Source organism: Rheinheimera sp. 4Y26 (genome assembly GCF_025245835.1).
Taxonomy (GTDB): Bacteria; Pseudomonadota; Gammaproteobacteria; order Enterobacterales; family Alteromonadaceae; genus Pararheinheimera.
This window is the reverse complement of record NZ_JAOBWS010000020.1, coordinates 1-15,227: the sequence shown is the minus strand read 5'-3', so window position 1 is coordinate 15,227 and position 15,227 is coordinate 1. Positions and strand designations below refer to the sequence as shown.

The window sequence follows — 15,227 nt, the reverse complement described above, 5'->3', positions numbered from 1 at the left end:
CCTGTGTGCGCAAAGGCACCTTATAATGACTGCATGCTGACGCTGGTCTGAACGTCCAGCAACACAGTCGTATCAGACTGCCCAGTTAATTGTCTGGTTATATGCAGAGTTAAATGCAGGCTATCACCCGGCGTTAAAGGGCCAACACCGGCCGGCGTGCCGGTCAGCACCACATCACCGGGTTCCAGACTAAACCACTGGCTCATTTCACTGAGCATGGTCCTGATGCCACGGATCATCAAACCGGCATCCCCTTGCTGGCGTAGCTCACCATTGACACTCAATGAAAACTGCAGCTGCTGTGGTGCCTGAACAGCCTCAGCAGGCACAAAAGCCCCCAGCGGGCAGGCGCCGTCAAAACCTTTGGCAATTTCCCAGGGCCGGCCCAGCTGTTTTAATTTGGCCTGCACATCACGCAAAGTTAAATCAAGCGCCAGGCTATAACCCCAGATAGCGTCCATCACTTCATCTTCACTGGCTTTGCTGAGTTTTTTACCAATCAACACCGCAATTTCGGTTTCGTTGTGCACTGCACCATGCCCGGTTGGAATCACAAATTCAGCCGCTAACGGGCACAGCGCTGTGGCAGGTTTAATAAAAAACAAAGCCTCAGGCGCAGTTTTACTTTGCATTTCCTGAATATGATCCAGGTAATTTTGCCCGATACACACCACTTTGCCTTTTGGCAAATCAATAACTTTGCCCTGCCAGTCCTGATGTTGATAACTCATGCTATCCCCGTTTTTTTGCTGTGGTTGCAGTTTTTGGCTTGCTTTGGGCCCGGCTGATTTCATCGGCCAGATAACCGACACTGCTGACAAAATAATAAGAGCGGTTCCAGTGCATCAGCGTCTGATAATTGTGATACGCCAGATATGCCCGGCCTTCTTTATCATCCGGCATCACCAGCGCCGCTTTTAAATCGCGGCCTGGCAAAGCGGTGCCATCAATATTGGTCAGCCCCAGTTTGCGCCACTCGCTAAGCGGCCGCTCTGACTGTGCCCACCATTCCAGCCACTGGGCGCGGTCTTTACTGCCTTTTGGGATCACCATACTAAAATCAAAGTTTGCTGGTAACCTGACCTGTCGGCCCCAGCTGACCCCCTGTTGCCAGCCTTCAGTTTTTAAATAATTGGCAATAGAAGCAAAAGCATCGGATCTGTTGGTCCAGATATCTTTATGACCGTCACCATCACCGTCCTGCGCATATTTCATAAATGAGCTTGGCATAAACTGGGTATGACCCATAGCGCCGGCCCATGAGCCTTTCATCTCTTTCAGGCTGATATGCCCCTGCGCCAAAATATCCAAAGCTAAAAAAAACTCTTCTTTAAAAAAGGCTTCTCTGCGGCCTTCATAAGCCAGAGTTGCCAGCGCCGACGGTACTGAATAATTGCCGGTAATACGGCCAAAGGCACTTTCCAATCCCCACAGCGCAACCACAAAACGGGCCGGCACGCCGTATTTTTGTTCCACCTGTTTTAATTCAGCCTGATGGGTCTGGTACATCTTTACAGCCATGTCGATTCGCTGTTTATTCACCCGTTTTGGCAAATAAGTATCTAAAGTTTCTACAAATTCTGGCTGGCCTTTGTCAGCAACCACCACTTTGGCGTGAAAGGTCAGGCTGGCAAAGACCTGATCCACCAGTTTTTTGTCATAACCCCGCGCCAGCGCCTCTTTTTTCAGCTTTTTGCTGTAACGGGCGAAACCTTTGGCGGTTTTTTCCTCTGGTACTTTTGCCTGAGCTGCTGCCGGCGCTAATGTTTTTACTGTGCTGGTTGAGGCACTAGTTACCGAACTTTTGGTCGCAGTTGATACGCTATTTGCCGAAGCTGCAACCCCTTGCTGATCGGATGCCTTGCTGCTGCAGGCGGCGCCCGACAAGGCCAGCGAGGCCATCAATACAAATCGAAACAAAACAAACTTCCTTATTTTTTTGCTAACCAGTCTTTATGCTCGGCCAATAAATCTTCAGGCGGTGGTGGCAACTGCAAATAAAAACCCTGCTCATTGAGCATGGTTTTTACTTTTTCCAGATCGGCGCCTGCTAACTGACTGCGTTTTGTTAAATCCAGCACTGTTACCAGTTGGGGTTTACCAAAGGTTTCCAGCAGTGCTTTAGGCACACTACTGAAGTCGTCTCTTTTGAGCAGATATAAATAGGTTTGGTCTTTACGCGGGCTTTTATAAATGACGGTCAACATGGCACAAAATCTACTCTGGGTAACTTGCCTAACACTGGCGCAGACTATACCATGAAGCGCTTATCTTGCGAACCGTTGCTACAGCTTGCAGAACTGGTCAAAAAGGCGGTTTTTCGACTGTCAATGGCGCGCAGGAAAGATAAAAACAAACCTAATCATTCATTTTGCACTCGCGGTTGTTATGTCGGATCACTCATTTGAGTTAAAAGGAAGTTTGTTTCCTTTATCAGTTTTATATTGTCAGGACTTCAGCGTTGCTGCGCTGCGTAGCCAACTGCAGCAAAAACTGGCGCAGGCGCCTGGCTTTTTTCTGCAGGCACCAGTGGTGATCAACGTAGAAAACGCCAGCCAAATTCCCGATTTTATTGCCATTAAACAGCTGTTTATTGAATTACAGCTGGTGTTGGTGGGTGTTTGTGGTGCCAGCAGCGAGCTGAAAAAAGCCGCCCATCAGGCTGGCCTTGCCGCTTTGCAGCTGAGTAAAAATACCAAAGCAGAACCGGCAAAAACTGTTGCACCAGCGCCGGCACCTGCGCCAGCTCCTGTAGTGCCGGTGGAAAACAAACTGATTGAGCAAAATATCCGCTCAGGCCAGCAAATTTATGTCAAAGGCGCGGATTTAATTATCAAAGGCACAGTGGGTGCCGGTGCCGAAGTGATTGCCGATGGCAATATCCATATTTACGGTTCTTTGCGCGGTAAAGCTATTGCAGGCGCCAGCGGGGACAGCAGTAAAAAGATCTATTGTTACAATATGCAACCCGAGTTAATCTCGATTGCCGGTAACTATTGGTTAAGTGAAAGCCTGCAAGGCGAATTTTGGGGCAAGTCGGCTTGTATCAGCTTGCAGGACGGTCAATTAGTATTAGCAGAATTATTCTAAGGATTGTGTGCTATGGCAAAAATCATAGTTGTGACTTCAGGTAAAGGTGGCGTTGGTAAGACCACCTCCAGTGCCGCTATTGGTACTGGCCTGGCATTAAAAGGCCACAAAACCGTTATTGTCGATTTTGATATCGGCTTGCGTAACCTTGACCTCATTATGGGTTGCGAGCGTCGTGTGGTGTATGACTTTGTTAATGTGATCAACAATGAAGCAAATTTAAAACAAGCACTGATCCGTGATAAACGTCTGGACAACCTTTATATTCTGCCGGCATCACAAACGCGTGACAAAGACGCCTTATATAAAGAAGGTGTAGAGCGCGTGCTGAACGAGCTGTCAGAAGAATTTGATTTTATTATCTGTGACTCGCCTGCCGGTATTGAATCAGGTGCCATGATGGCGTTGTATTTTGCCGATGAAGCCATAGTGGTGACCAACCCCGAGGTATCGTCAGTACGTGACTCTGACCGTATTCTGGGCATGTTATCAAGCAAATCGCGCCGTGCTGAGCAAGGCTTGCCGGGCATTAAAGAACATTTATTGTTAACCCGTTACAACCCGGAGCGAGTCGTCAAAGGCGAAATGCTCAGTGTGGAAGACGTTAATGAAATTCTGGCGATCAAACTTTTGGGTGTTATTCCTGAGTCTCAGGCCGTGCTGAATGCGTCCAACTCAGGTCAACCTGTGATTCTGGATACCGAAAGTGACGCAGGTCAGGCGTATTTAGACACAGTGGCCCGCTTATTGGGTGAAGAAGTGCCGTTCCGCTTTTTAAATGTGGAGAAAAAAGGCTTACTCAAACGGATTTTCGGAGGCTAACTTATGTCGCTGCTCGACTATTTCCGCTCCTCGAAGAAAAACACCGCATCGACTGCCAAGGAGCGGTTGCAGATCATCGTTGCGCATGAAAGACGCCGTCGTACCAGCCCGGATTATTTACCGCAGCTTGAACGGGACATTCTGGAAGTGATCCGCAAATATGTGGACATCGCTGATGATCAGGTCTCTGTGACTTTAGAAAAAAGCTCAGATGAACTGTCGGTACTGGAATTAAACGTCACTTTCCCTGAAGAAAAACGTTAAGCCAAAACCCGAATAAAAAAGGCCGCATAGCGGCCTTTTTTATTTTATTACAAAAACTTAGTTAAAATCATCCAGCAAAATTAAACCGAGCGGTGCAGTGCGATCCGCACTGTCACGGGCTACTGCGGTATAAATTTTATTGCCGGAAAGTGTTAACGCCAGTGGCCCTATAGCCGCGGTTTTAGTACCGGCTGGTGTCACTGTCACCACATAATTGCCAGGCAGCAAGGACACATAACCGGTCTGTGCTTTAAATGGCACATTGGCAAATGCAGGGGTGGCAGTGCTGATATCTGAGCTTGCTGTGACATAAATATCCACATTGCCCGCCAGAGTTGAGGCGTGCACCAATCTTACCTGTGCTTCAGTGGCAATACGTCTTGGGTTATCTGCCAATACCAGTGGTGTGATAGTGCCCTGCCCCAGCGAGCCTGTTGCCAGCACAGTGGCAAAACTACCGGCTGCCAAATCCAAATCAGCATTAATCACCACCACTGAGTTATCTGCCGCAGCAGCCACTTTCACGTTGTAGCTGCCAGGCTTCAGCTTGGCATAACCGGTAAAATCCGGAAAAGCCAGATTTGGAATGGCTTTGCTGTTGTTTAATAACACATCCACAGCCGGTGCATCAGACACTGCATGCACCACGCGAACATCTGCGGTGCTGTTAGCATCTTTAATATCGGCATAGGTGCCATTGGCGTTCACCGCCAGCAAAGACACAGGTGAAGGGCCGGCAAATCTGTTGTTAATGGCTGCTATGGTCAAATCCGCACCTGAAACAAGGGCGACAGTGCCTGAGTCAAACACCACTGTGTCTGGCTTGGCCGGCAAAGTAATACGCACCTGATAGTTGCCTGCAGTCAGTGTCAGCGGAGCTGTGTACTGACGAAAATCCAGGCTGGCCGCTACAGTGCCTGAACTTAACGCCGCACCAGGTGCTGTCACGTGAATATCCACCAAAGGCGCGCTGGCTGCAGCATGCACTACCCGCACTCTGACATTACCACTGGCCACAGTCGCCACAGGCGTTGCCACCACCACTGGGGCAATGCTGCTATCTGCAGCCGAGCCTGTGGCAAAGACGGTATAGCTGTTATCTGCCGACAACATCACACCCTGGGCATTGATGACCCTGGCTTTGCCATTTTGTGGCAATAAAGCGTCTACCCCCAGGTTATAACTGCCTTCCGGCAGGCTCACCAGATTGGTACTCTGGCCATAATCCAGTTTGGCCACCTGCAATAATTGGCCACCGTCGATACTGACCGCTGGTGCGTCACTGACCGCATGCACCAGTTTAATACTGCTTTGTTTCACCGGTGCTGGTGGCGGGGTGACCACTGGTGCCGGATCGTTATCACTGTTACAGGCACTGAGCAGGCCTGCAGCTACAACCACACAGACTAACTTTTTCATCCATTGCATTTTGGTTCTCCACTTTGAAATAAGCAAAATTGTTACGCCGGCGGGAAAATGCAGGATCAGAGACAAAAGCGGACAAAAATAGAACAAATTCGTCGAAAAAAAGCACTGATCCTGATAAAAAAAGCCGCGGTATTACGCGGCTTTTTGCTTTTGGATCATTTGTGTTTGCAGCTTTTGTTTTTGGGCAAAGGCTCAGGCCTTGTTATTTATTGGGCCGCAATAATGGCCTGCACATGCAAAGGTTGCGGCAGATAAGGCAGCAGCACCTTGCGGCGCCAGCCACGCAAATACTCAGGCACAGGCAGCAACAAGCGCTCTTCGTCCGTGACCCGCCAGCACCAGTTCAGATATTCATTCAGCTGACGTTTCACACTTAAAAAAGCCGCAGGAATATCAGCTGCCTTGGCCGCATGTTGCACCGCATCGGTCAGATCCTGCTGCAACTGTTTAAAACCACGGAAGCTATCTAAATGATAAAAGGTCTGCGGACATTGCTGCGGGCTTAGCGCTTTGGCGGCGCTCACCAGATTTAAAATCTGCTGGCCATGGCGTCTGAGTTCGCGTGGATGTAAATCCGGCAACTGCGCCAGTGCTTCCAGAGTGGCCGGACGGCGTCTGGCCAACTCGTACATCAGCGCGTCTTTGAGCACCAGCCCAAGCGCCATATCTTTTTGTTCGGCATAACTTTGCCGCCAGGCACACAACAGTTTCAGCACCGCCAACTCACGCGGCTGACACTGCCAGCTGTTTTTCAGCTCCAGATATTTCAGCTCAGGGGGCAACACAAAAAAACGCCGGCTGATCATCTGCTCACCTTCGGCCAGCAGCAAATCAAATAATTCCGGCCTTGGTAACTTACTGATCAATAAGTCTTTCAGTGGCCATAAATACAAAACATCATTGGCCGCATATTCAAGTTGGGTCGCGGCTAAAGGCCGGGCCAGCCAGTCAGTGCGGGATTCACTTTTATCCAGCACCCGGCCACTGAGCTGCTCCACCATTTTGCCATAACCTAAACTGGCGCCCATGCCGCCAAGCTCGGCCGCCAGCTGGGTGTCGAACAAAGGCCGGATCTCAACTAAACCAATGGAAGCAAAAGCTTCTAAATCTTCATTGCAGGAATGCAGCATTTTTAACACTGTTGGCGCACGCAGCAACGCATCCAGCGGCTGCCAGTCACTGATACACAGCGGGTCCACCAACACCACTTCATCACCTGCATACAGCTGAATAAGACCCAGCTTCGGTTGCAAGGTATTGGTGCGGACAAACTCAGTGTCGACCGCCAGACAATCGGACAACTGCGCTTTGGCACAAAATTCAGCCAGCTGCTGATTTTCAGTGATGATGCGGTACGACATGCAAAACTCCAGACGGCTAATGCCAGACAACAAATCTCAGACAACAAGTCTCAAACAACAGCTCTCAGCCAACTGAGCCGGCACAACAACACCGGCAGATCACTTGGCAGCAACCAATAAAAAAACCGGCAAAACGCCGGTTTTTGTGCAGAGTGATAAAGGCTGTTATTGGCCTTTAAGCTCACGGCGTAAAATTTTGCCCACGTTGGTTTTGGGCAACTCTGTGCGAAATTCTACCAGCTTCGGTACTTTATAGCCCGTTAAACGCTCTTTACAGTGCGCAATCAGCTCCTGATCGGTTAAAGACTGGTCTTTTTTCACCACAAAAATCTTCACCGCTTCGCCTGTAGCTTCGTTTGGAATACCAACAGCAGCCACTTCCAGCACTTTTTCGTTCATCGCCACCACTTCTTCAATCTCGTTTGGATACACATTAAATCCAGAGACTAAAATCATGTCTTTTTTGCGATCAACAATATAAAAGAAACCCTGCTCATCCATCCGGGCGATGTCACCGGTGTACAACCAGCCGTCTTTTAATACTTTGTCGGTTTCTTCCGGCCGGTTTAAATAACCCAGCATCACCTGCGGCCCCTGCACCAGCATTTCACCTGCTTCACCAGGCGCCACTTCATTGCCATTATCATCAATCAGTTTGATATGGGTTGAAGGTGCCGGTAAACCAATGCTGCCGTTAAAACCTTCTAAATCAAAGGGGCTGACGGTCACCAGCGGCGCACATTCAGTTAAACCATAACCTTCGACCAGACGGCTATGGGTAACTTTTTGCCAACGCTCAGCCACAGGTTTTTGCACTGCCATACCGCCGCCTAACGACAACTTCAACTTGCTAAAGTCAAGGTCGGCAAAACCAGGGCAGTTTAATAAACCATTAAACAAAGTGTTGACGCCGGTAATAGCGGTAAATGGGTATTTACTCAGCTCTTTGACAAAACCGGGCATATCACGCGGGTTGGTAATTAACAGATTAGTACCGCCGTATTTCATAAAAGTCAGGCAGTTCGCTGTTAAGGCAAAAATATGATAAAGCGGCAACGCTGTCACAATAAACTCTTTACCAGGCGCCAGAATAGGACCGATACAACCAGCTACCTGCTCCAGGTTCGCCACCATATTACGGTGGGTCAGCATAGCGCCTTTAGACACCCCTGTGGTACCGCCGGTATATTGTAAAAACGCCAGATCCGAACCTGTCACCACCGGCTTTTGGTACTTGAGCTGTGCACCTTGTTTTAAAGCCTGATTAAAGGTTTTCAGCTGTGGCAACTGATAGGCAGGGATCATCTTTTTGACGTGTTTCACCACAAAATTGACGATATTGCCCTTCACAAAACCCAGCATGTCGCCCATTTTGGTCAGGATCACATGCTCCAGCTTCACCTGGTTGATCACGTCGGCCAGGGTGTGGGCGAAGTTTTCAACGATGACAATAGCTTTGGCCTGGGAGTCATTCAGCTGATGCTGCAGTTCACGCGGCGTGTACAGTGGGTTCACATTCACCACAGTACAACCGGCACGTAACACCCCTAATAAGGCCACCGGATACTGCAGCAAATTTGGCATCATAATGGCAACAGCGTCACCTTTTTTCAGGCCAAGACCCTGTTGCAGATAAGCGGCAAAGTGGGTACTTAAGGTATCCAGTTCAGCGTAAGTAATTGACTTGCCCATATTAATATAAGCAGTACGGTCGCTGTAGCTGGCAATAGATTGTTCGAAGATGTCTAACAATGAACTGTAGTGATCGGCATTAATTTCGGCCGGCACTCCGGTGGGGTAACGCTTTAACCAGACTTTATCCACCATCCTCTCCTCGTCGTCAGTTCTAATTATTTTTATAGGAAGCTTCGCAGTGTTATGCAACTTAAACGCATAAGTTTGTACATTCACTACGCACTCTGAGTTTTTACTCTAATCCTCAATCATCCCACAATTGTTGCGGTTGCACAATTAGCCTGCTGCATTCTGTGCTGAACAGGCGAAATAAACAATATGTAGTGTATTGATTTAAAAGAAATTAACCACCTTGTTGTGCTGCAATGAAAGCCCGGATCTGCACCGCAACCGCCTCTGGTTCTGTCATATGCAGATGGTGTCCGCCGCTAAGTTCTGCCACTTGCAAATGTGGATAAACAGGCAAAAACAGTGGTTTGGCCTGCGTCATCATTTCTATGCTGTTACTGGCCAAAATAGCCAGGCCAGGCTGTTGTATATCTGCAATCAACTGCAGTGCCTGCGCCCTGGAAAACCGGTAAGCCGACACTTCGCGCAAACGTAAATCGGCAGACCAGGTCCAGCGCGGGGCTTGTGTTTCATCGGCTGCCACGAGTTCGGTGCCACGCTCTGCCAGCAACATGGCCTGCGCCATGGCAAAATCACTTTGTTGCAACCGGGCTTTGGCCGCAGCTTCCAGACTCGGGTAATAAGGTTTGTGTTTATCCAGCCGTTTTTGCCGCGATAACATGGCCTGTCGTAACTGCTGTGTGGTGTTCTGCTCTGGCGCTGTCACCAGGCCTAAGCTGTCTATCAGAACCAGGCTTTTGACATATTCCGGAAAAGCTGCGGCAAAAGCACCCGCTATCATGCCGCCCATCGAGTGCCCAATCAGATGCAAAGGCCCTGCATCCAATACGTTCACCAGCTGCAACAGATCGTCCACCCAATCAAGAAAATGATAATGGGCATCCGGGCTTCTGTGATCTGAGCGGCCATGTCCGGGTAAATCAACGGCCAGCAGCTGCAACTCGGGCAAGGCCTGTGCTAAGGGCAAAAAACTGTTGGCGTTATCGAGCCAGCCATGCAAACAAAGGCATAAAGGTGCCCCTTCGGCACCAGAGCGCCAGCCCTGCAACTGCAGCTGGCGTAACTGAAAACTCACAGCCTGAGGCTGGCCGTCAAACATAGATGTTATTGCAGCGGTTTGGTAAATTTCAGCGTCATCCGATCGCTTTCACCAATGGCCAGATATTTGTTTTTGTCCAAAGTCCCCATCGCCAGTGTCGGCGGCAGTGCGTACACTCCTTTGGGATAATCTTTGCTGTCTTTCGGGTTGGCGTTAATTTCAGAGCGGTCAACCAGCACAAAACCGGCTTGCTGCGCAACCGCAATGACATAATATTCGTCCAGGTAGCCTTCACCGGCACGGCTGGAAATCTCTGATAAACGACTGGATCTGTGTTCAACAATGCCCAAAGTACCACCGGGTTTGAGTACATCAAACAAAGCACGGTACACGTCCAGTAAATAACCTTCTTCATTCCAGATATGTGAGTTTCTGAAACTCAGCACCATGTCGTATTGATTGACTTGCCCCGGTTGCATCAGGCCAGGCGGGTCAAATTCAGCACTTTTTACCTGACCAAAATGTTCAGGATGGTTTTTAATATCCTGTTCTAATTTTTTGGCCAGCCTGGCCCAGAAAATTTTACGTTCGTCTTCCAGAGTGCCGTCGTTCTGCCGGAAATTGGCAATAGTCAGTTGGCCTTTATCTTTCAGGTAAGGCGCCAGAATTTCGGTATACCAGCCACGGGCTGGCCAGACTTCCAGCACCGACATTTGTGGTCTGATGCCAAAAAAGGTAAGAGTTTCAACCGGATGACGGTATTGATCCCGGTGTTTATTTTCCGCTGAACGATAAGCAGAATCGACCACTTGCTGCAGTGCTGATACCGGTACAGTTTCGGTATTGGCAGCACAGAGATGAAAGGCTGCACCGCAGGCAACCAGACTAAAATACTTAACGCTGCTGCGAACCTTGTTGCGAATTTTCAACATGACCTGACCCTTGTGCTGGTTTTTCACCTGTTGGAATTGTTGTTCTGATCCGGATCGCCGGGCCATGGCCCCAATACGGATAAGGTGTGCGCCACATTGGCCAGGGGTCAATCACATCGACTCTGGTTTCCTGCTGCTTTGGCCATAAATATACTTTGGCCTCTTTGATCACCGGATAAATATACTGATATTGATCAACCATACCAGCTTCCGGCTGACTTAAAGCGCCCAGCACAGTCACTGATTTACCTTGCTGATACACCATAGGGTCAACAAAACCCTGAATATAAGCGACAAAACGGCCATCGGTTTTATCGGCAACCTTGGGTCGGCCTGAACTGTTAGACGGGAAATAGACGACTTCAAGACGGGTATCGTTGGCGTTATTCTGCACTCTGGCAATGACACCACTCCAGCGTGCTGTGCCTTGTTGCACCCCACCCTGAGTCGCGGCCTGGTAACTGACAAGCGTGGTGCCTTCACTGACACGGACTGGCTCAGGATAACTGGCACAACCGCCGAGCAGGAACATGCTGCCAAACAATACGGATAACGATGCTGATAACAATTTCATACTACATTTCATCCTGTAACTGACTGAATGACACTGCAAAAACGCAAATTTAGAGCCAGTTTAACTGAATAAGTTCAGGCCTTCAGAACACTGCTTTACCACCCATCTTGGCCAATGGCAATATAACTGCGCAGGTCAGGCCGTCGCATTAAAACAGCCTGCAGATTCACAATAAGCGAGGTGCCACTGTTGCGCAAGCCAAGGCTGTCAGCTTTTTTACAAATCATCAAACTGTCACCTGCCGCAATTAAACTGCCGTCAAACCTTGTGCAGTAACACAAGGCTGTACTTTTTATCACAACGGCTTAGAATCGCGCGCTGTGCTGTTTATTTGAAGTATTAGTACCGGGCCGCCCCGGGTTTACAGGATTTTCGAAATGATCAAAAAAGTTGTATTGTCCGCCCTGTTTGCTGCCATGTGTCCGTCACTGGCGCAGGCGGCGCCAAAAAACATTATTTATATGATTGGCGACGGTATGGGGCCTGCTTATTTATCGGCCTATCGTTATTACCAGGACAATCCGGCCACCAAAAAAGTTGAATCCACTATTTATGACGAATTGTGGGTGGGTGTTGCCACCACTTACCCGGACGATGACACCATTGTCACCGACTCAGCCGCCGGTGCCACAGCGCTCGCCACTCAAACCAAAAGTTACAATGGCGCCATTTCGGTCAATCACAACCATCAGCCGCTGAGCACTTTATTAGAAATTGCCAAAGGCCAGGGCAAACAAACCGCAATTATTTCAACCTCTCAGATTAACCACGCCACACCAGCCAGTTTTATGGCGCATAACAAAAGCCGGAAAAACTACAACGAAATCGCGGACGATTATGTTGATAACAAAGTAAGTGGCAAGCCAGTGGCTGATTTAATGTTTGGTGGTGGTACTCAGTATTTTGTCCGTCCGGATCGCAATCTGGTGCAGGAATTTCAGCAAGCCGGTTTTCAATATGCCGACAACTGGCAACAACTGGAACAAATAAGTACTGTGCCGGCTCTGGCGTTGCTGGCTCAGGTTGGTTTGCCAAGTGCGCTGGACAACCCGGTGAAACAACCGCTGGCGACTATGACCAGCAAAGCGCTGTCGCTGCTGCAAAATGCTGAGCAGGGTTTTGTGATGATGGTTGAAGGCAGCCAGATTGACTGGTGTGGTCATGCCAATGACATCGCCTGCGCCATGGCGGAAATGGACGATTTTGCCAAAGCCATTGCGGTGGCTAAAGCTTATGTCGACCAACATCCGGACACCTTGCTGGTGATCACAGCCGATCACGAAACCGGCGGTTTATCTTTAGGCGCTGAAGGTGATTACGCCTGGAATAAAGACGTAATTAAAAAAGTAAAAAACACTGCGCCTGAAATTGCCAAAGCCCTGGTACAGGCCAAAGAAAGCGACCTGAACAAAGTGTGGCTGGAGAAAACTTCTTTGGTGCTGACCGATGCTGAGCTGAAGCAATTGCAACAGGCCCGCCGCACAGCAGAGGCCAGTTTTGCCAAAATTGCCGGTAAAACTATTGCCGACCAGCTGGAAACTGAAGCCGAAGCACTCAAAGCCCTGGCCAAAGTAGTGAAACAGCATATCAACCATTATTCGCGCACCGGCTGGACCAGCGGCGCGCACACCGCTATTGATGTGCCGGTTTTGGCCTGGGGCAAGTACAGAGCCGATTTTACCGGTTTTCAGGACAACACCGACATTGCCCGTAAGCTGGTCCACTATGTAAACCCACAAATGGTTAAAAACGACAAAGCAGAAACAACAGCCGCCGGTTCGCACTAAATTTGCTGACACAATTTGCTGACCAAATGTGCTGGCAAAAAAAACCGGCAGTCATGCGACTGCCGGTTTTTTTATGGTGTCAGGCTTTATCTGCTGCAACTTTTTTGTTCAGCCGGGGCTATTTAACCTGAAGTGTTATCCTGGCCTAAGGCCAATAACTGGCTTCGAAGCTCTGGTGCTGTGGTTTTTTCCGACAACCAGATATCAAAAAAAGCCGAGCCAAAAGCCGGATCACTGGTTCGCCCTAACAGTTTGTTATTAAAGTAAAAATCAACCAAACCGTCCGCTCTTAACACCGCAGTCAGAGTGTCTCCTTTATTGACATCCCGCCATAAAGTCCCCAGCTCACCGGCCCAAACTTTATGCTTTTTATCCAGTTTGCCCTGCTGGATTTTCCACTGCTGCATTGTTGCATCAATAAAATCCTGCTTTTTAATATCGCGCTGATAAGTCAGCTCCAGCTTCAGTGGCACACTTTGCTGATAATCAACAAAACGACCGTCACTACTGAATAACCTGGCCTGATATAAATCCCAGAACCAATAACTGTATTGGCCCTGACCTATGACTTTAAAACTGCTGTCACTGTGATCATTACTGTTTGCAACAGTCGCAGTTGAACAAAGTGCTGCGGCCAGCAGCAGGCTAGCGACCGGCAGCTTTGACATCAAAGCATAAAGTTTCATGTTGTTTGCTCCATAAAAACCGGTAATGCACAAAAACCGCCATGAGTAAGGACCAGCACAGCGCCAGCAACAAAGACAACTCCAGCACCGGCTGATACAACAGCTGACCACCCAGCACACTACCGCCCCAATAAGCCAGAGGTCCGCCCACTGCACCAAACAAAGCGGCCAGCCACCAATAACGCAACAAATCCGCCAGCACCTGCACCAGCATCAGCGCAAAGCAGGCCCAGAGCACCATCATCCAGATAGGCAACAGCGTACTGCCGGCAAAATTTAACCAGCCGCTTGCCACCAGCACAGAATCCAGCAGCACACCACAGAGGGTGAGCAACAGCACCGCCAGCCTGGCTTTGTGATGCAGCCGCAGCATGGCAAAACCCCAATACAGGAGCACCGGCAGCAGCAACAGATACTGCCAATACACCAGCGCCAGCCAGCAAAGCTTAAAGGCGACAACATAAATAATTTTCATTGTTTAAGCCCCGCCGCTACTTTTTGTCTTAAGCCATAAGGCAACAGGTTAAGCAGCTGCAAACTCAAACTCAGCCGCAGCGGGAAACGACAACGTAATTGGCCGTCTGCGATTGCTTTACGTACCCGCGCTGCAGCATCTGCAACCGGCAATAAAAACGGCATGGCAAAATCGTTTTTGCGTGTCAGCGGCGTGTCCACAAAACCGGGTTCAATCAGACTGACCTGAACGCCCTGCCCGGTTAAATCCAGCCGTAAACTGTCGGTAAAATAACTGAGCGCCGCTTTGCTGGCGCCATAAGCTTCGGCTCTGGTAAAAGGAAAGAGCCAGGCCAGACTGCTGACAATAGCCAATTGCGCTTGCCCTGAGTTGGCAGCGGCAGAGTTTTTTAATAGCGGTAGCCAGAACTTTACAGCCGCCACCACCGCAAAAAAATTCACGGCAAAGGTGCGGTCAAAGGCGGCTAAATCCAGATTGCCGGCGTCGACATATTCACAGCTGCCGGCATTTAAAATCAGCAAATCGACTGAAGGCAACACAGCGGCAATAATGCCGGCGCTTTTTTCCATCGCCGCACCGTCGGTCAAATCCAGCACCAGAGGCTGGATCAAGGCTGATTGCTGGCTTAATTGCAGCAAACGCTCTTCAGAGCGGGCAATCGCCAGCACCCGCCAGCCTGCTGCGGCATATTGCAGCGCCAGCTCGCGGCCAAGACCGGAACTGGCGCCGGTAATTACACAACTTTTTTGCATCCAATCACCCGGTGTTATCTGCACAAATACAGTTAACAGTAGATACGTAGGCAATGACAAAGCGGATTAGTCAGCGTTTCGAATGGATGGCGTATCACAGCAACTCAGGATTTTGAGATTTTGAGATTTTGAGATTTTGAGATTTTGAGATTTTGAGATTTTGAGATTTTGAGATTTTGAGATTTTGAGATTT

General features: G+C 49.2%; 16 protein-coding genes. 4 read left to right on the top strand and 12 right to left on the bottom strand.

Going from position 1 to position 15,227, the window contains the following annotated elements; genetic code table 11:
* Positions 1 to 20: 20 nt before the first annotated feature.
* The 3 genes from N3Z11_RS17375 to N3Z11_RS17365 are packed head-to-tail and all read right to left on the bottom strand — an operon-like array spanning position 21 to position 2,207.
* Complete coding sequence (locus tag N3Z11_RS17375; protein WP_260658470.1) at positions 21 to 731, bottom strand: fumarylacetoacetate hydrolase family protein; 711 nt, start codon at positions 729 to 731, stop codon at positions 21 to 23.
* 1 nt (position 732) lies between these two features.
* Positions 733 to 1,920: a lytic transglycosylase domain-containing protein gene (locus N3Z11_RS17370; RefSeq protein ID WP_260658469.1), complete on the bottom strand. Its 1,188-nt coding sequence runs from the start codon at positions 1,918 to 1,920 to the stop codon at positions 733 to 735.
* A gap of 11 nt (positions 1,921 to 1,931) precedes the next feature.
* Positions 1,932 to 2,207 (bottom strand): YcgL domain-containing protein, encoded by a 276-nt coding sequence (locus N3Z11_RS17365; RefSeq protein WP_260658468.1) that lies wholly within the window; start codon positions 2,205 to 2,207, stop codon positions 1,932 to 1,934.
* Between the two features lie 181 nt (positions 2,208 to 2,388).
* On the opposite strand from N3Z11_RS17365, the gene minC reads away from it, so the two are divergent.
* From minC to minE, 3 genes are read left to right on the top strand one after another with little or no spacing between them, the layout of a single operon-like run.
* Complete coding sequence (minC, locus tag N3Z11_RS17360) at positions 2,389 to 3,090, top strand: septum site-determining protein MinC (protein WP_260658467.1); 702 nt, start codon at positions 2,389 to 2,391, stop codon at positions 3,088 to 3,090.
* A 12-nt stretch (positions 3,091 to 3,102) separates the two neighbouring features.
* Positions 3,103 to 3,912, top strand: a complete 810-nt coding sequence (minD, locus tag N3Z11_RS17355) for a septum site-determining protein MinD (RefSeq protein ID WP_260658466.1) — start codon at positions 3,103 to 3,105, stop codon at positions 3,910 to 3,912.
* Positions 3,913 to 3,915: 3 nt separating this feature from the next.
* On the top strand, positions 3,916 to 4,176 hold the full coding sequence (gene minE / locus N3Z11_RS17350; RefSeq protein ID WP_260658465.1) for a cell division topological specificity factor MinE: 261 nt from the start codon (positions 3,916 to 3,918) through the stop codon (positions 4,174 to 4,176).
* A gap of 57 nt (positions 4,177 to 4,233) precedes the next feature.
* On the opposite strand, the gene N3Z11_RS17345 is transcribed toward minE, so the two are convergent.
* From N3Z11_RS17345 to N3Z11_RS17320, 6 genes are all read right to left on the bottom strand, one after another.
* Positions 4,234 to 5,604 carry a DUF4397 domain-containing protein gene (locus tag N3Z11_RS17345; protein WP_260658464.1) on the bottom strand — a complete coding sequence of 457 codons (1,371 nt, stop codon included), beginning with the start codon at positions 5,602 to 5,604 and terminating at the stop codon, positions 4,234 to 4,236.
* Positions 5,605 to 5,810: 206 nt separating this feature from the next.
* Complete coding sequence (gene rnd / locus N3Z11_RS17340) at positions 5,811 to 6,965, bottom strand: ribonuclease D (protein WP_260658463.1); 1,155 nt, start codon at positions 6,963 to 6,965, stop codon at positions 5,811 to 5,813.
* A 165-nt stretch (positions 6,966 to 7,130) separates the two neighbouring features.
* Complete coding sequence (gene fadD, locus N3Z11_RS17335; protein ID WP_313771368.1) at positions 7,131 to 8,789, bottom strand: long-chain-fatty-acid--CoA ligase FadD; 1,659 nt, start codon at positions 8,787 to 8,789, stop codon at positions 7,131 to 7,133.
* 214 nt (positions 8,790 to 9,003) lie between these two features.
* Positions 9,004 to 9,888 (bottom strand): alpha/beta fold hydrolase, encoded by an 885-nt coding sequence (locus N3Z11_RS17330; RefSeq protein WP_260658461.1) that lies wholly within the window; start codon positions 9,886 to 9,888, stop codon positions 9,004 to 9,006.
* Positions 9,889 to 9,893: 5 nt separating this feature from the next.
* Positions 9,894 to 10,760 carry a class I SAM-dependent methyltransferase gene (locus N3Z11_RS17325; protein ID WP_260658460.1) on the bottom strand — a complete coding sequence of 289 codons (867 nt, stop codon included), beginning with the start codon at positions 10,758 to 10,760 and terminating at the stop codon, positions 9,894 to 9,896.
* Entirely contained in the window at positions 10,723 to 11,334 is a 612-nt protein-coding gene (locus N3Z11_RS17320; RefSeq protein WP_260658459.1) for a Slp family lipoprotein, read from the bottom strand. The genes N3Z11_RS17325 and N3Z11_RS17320 overlap by 38 nt, the downstream gene beginning before the upstream one ends.
* A 377-nt stretch (positions 11,335 to 11,711) precedes the next feature.
* On the opposite strand from N3Z11_RS17320, the gene N3Z11_RS17315 reads away from it, so the two are divergent.
* Positions 11,712 to 13,121, top strand: coding sequence for an alkaline phosphatase (locus N3Z11_RS17315; RefSeq protein ID WP_260658458.1), 1,410 nt, complete (start codon positions 11,712 to 11,714; stop codon positions 13,119 to 13,121).
* Between the two features lie 122 nt (positions 13,122 to 13,243).
* On the opposite strand, the gene N3Z11_RS17310 is transcribed toward N3Z11_RS17315, so the two are convergent.
* The 3 genes from N3Z11_RS17310 to N3Z11_RS17300 are packed head-to-tail and all read right to left on the bottom strand — an operon-like array spanning position 13,244 to position 15,034.
* Positions 13,244 to 13,807, bottom strand: coding sequence for a chalcone isomerase family protein (locus N3Z11_RS17310; RefSeq protein ID WP_260658457.1), 564 nt, complete (start codon positions 13,805 to 13,807; stop codon positions 13,244 to 13,246).
* Positions 13,767 to 14,282: a DUF2878 domain-containing protein gene (locus N3Z11_RS17305; protein WP_260658456.1), complete on the bottom strand. Its 516-nt coding sequence runs from the start codon at positions 14,280 to 14,282 to the stop codon at positions 13,767 to 13,769. Before N3Z11_RS17305 ends, N3Z11_RS17310 begins: the two co-directional genes overlap by 41 nt.
* Complete coding sequence (locus N3Z11_RS17300; protein ID WP_260658455.1) at positions 14,279 to 15,034, bottom strand: SDR family NAD(P)-dependent oxidoreductase; 756 nt, start codon at positions 15,032 to 15,034, stop codon at positions 14,279 to 14,281. The genes N3Z11_RS17305 and N3Z11_RS17300 overlap by 4 nt, the downstream gene beginning before the upstream one ends.
* Positions 15,035 to 15,227: the final 193 nt, after the last annotated feature.

What these genes read in the sequence shown, in the direction of transcription:
- minE (WP_260658465.1), top strand. Translation starts at nt 3,916, where the DNA reads ATGTCGCTGCTCGACTATTTCCGCTCCTCGAAGAAAAACACCGCATCG.
- N3Z11_RS17330 (WP_260658461.1), bottom strand. Translation starts at nt 9,888, where the DNA reads ATGTTTGACGGCCAGCCTCAGGCTGTGAGTTTTCAGTTACGCCAGCTG.
- N3Z11_RS17345 (WP_260658464.1), bottom strand. Translation starts at nt 5,604, where the DNA reads ATGCAATGGATGAAAAAGTTAGTCTGTGTGGTTGTAGCTGCAGGCCTG.
- minC (WP_260658467.1), top strand. Translation starts at nt 2,389, where the DNA reads ATGTCGGATCACTCATTTGAGTTAAAAGGAAGTTTGTTTCCTTTATCA.
- minD (WP_260658466.1), top strand. Translation starts at nt 3,103, where the DNA reads ATGGCAAAAATCATAGTTGTGACTTCAGGTAAAGGTGGCGTTGGTAAG.
- rnd (WP_260658463.1), bottom strand. Translation starts at nt 6,965, where the DNA reads ATGTCGTACCGCATCATCACTGAAAATCAGCAGCTGGCTGAATTTTGT.
- N3Z11_RS17310 (WP_260658457.1), bottom strand. Translation starts at nt 13,807, where the DNA reads ATGAAACTTTATGCTTTGATGTCAAAGCTGCCGGTCGCTAGCCTGCTG.
- N3Z11_RS17300 (WP_260658455.1), bottom strand. Translation starts at nt 15,034, where the DNA reads ATGCAAAAAAGTTGTGTAATTACCGGCGCCAGTTCCGGTCTTGGCCGC.
- N3Z11_RS17315 (WP_260658458.1), top strand. Translation starts at nt 11,712, where the DNA reads ATGATCAAAAAAGTTGTATTGTCCGCCCTGTTTGCTGCCATGTGTCCG.
- N3Z11_RS17325 (WP_260658460.1), bottom strand. Translation starts at nt 10,760, where the DNA reads ATGTTGAAAATTCGCAACAAGGTTCGCAGCAGCGTTAAGTATTTTAGT.
- N3Z11_RS17365 (WP_260658468.1), bottom strand. Translation starts at nt 2,207, where the DNA reads ATGTTGACCGTCATTTATAAAAGCCCGCGTAAAGACCAAACCTATTTA.
- N3Z11_RS17305 (WP_260658456.1), bottom strand. Translation starts at nt 14,282, where the DNA reads ATGAAAATTATTTATGTTGTCGCCTTTAAGCTTTGCTGGCTGGCGCTG.
- N3Z11_RS17320 (WP_260658459.1), bottom strand. Translation starts at nt 11,334, where the DNA reads ATGAAATTGTTATCAGCATCGTTATCCGTATTGTTTGGCAGCATGTTC.
- N3Z11_RS17375 (WP_260658470.1), bottom strand. Translation starts at nt 731, where the DNA reads ATGAGTTATCAACATCAGGACTGGCAGGGCAAAGTTATTGATTTGCCA.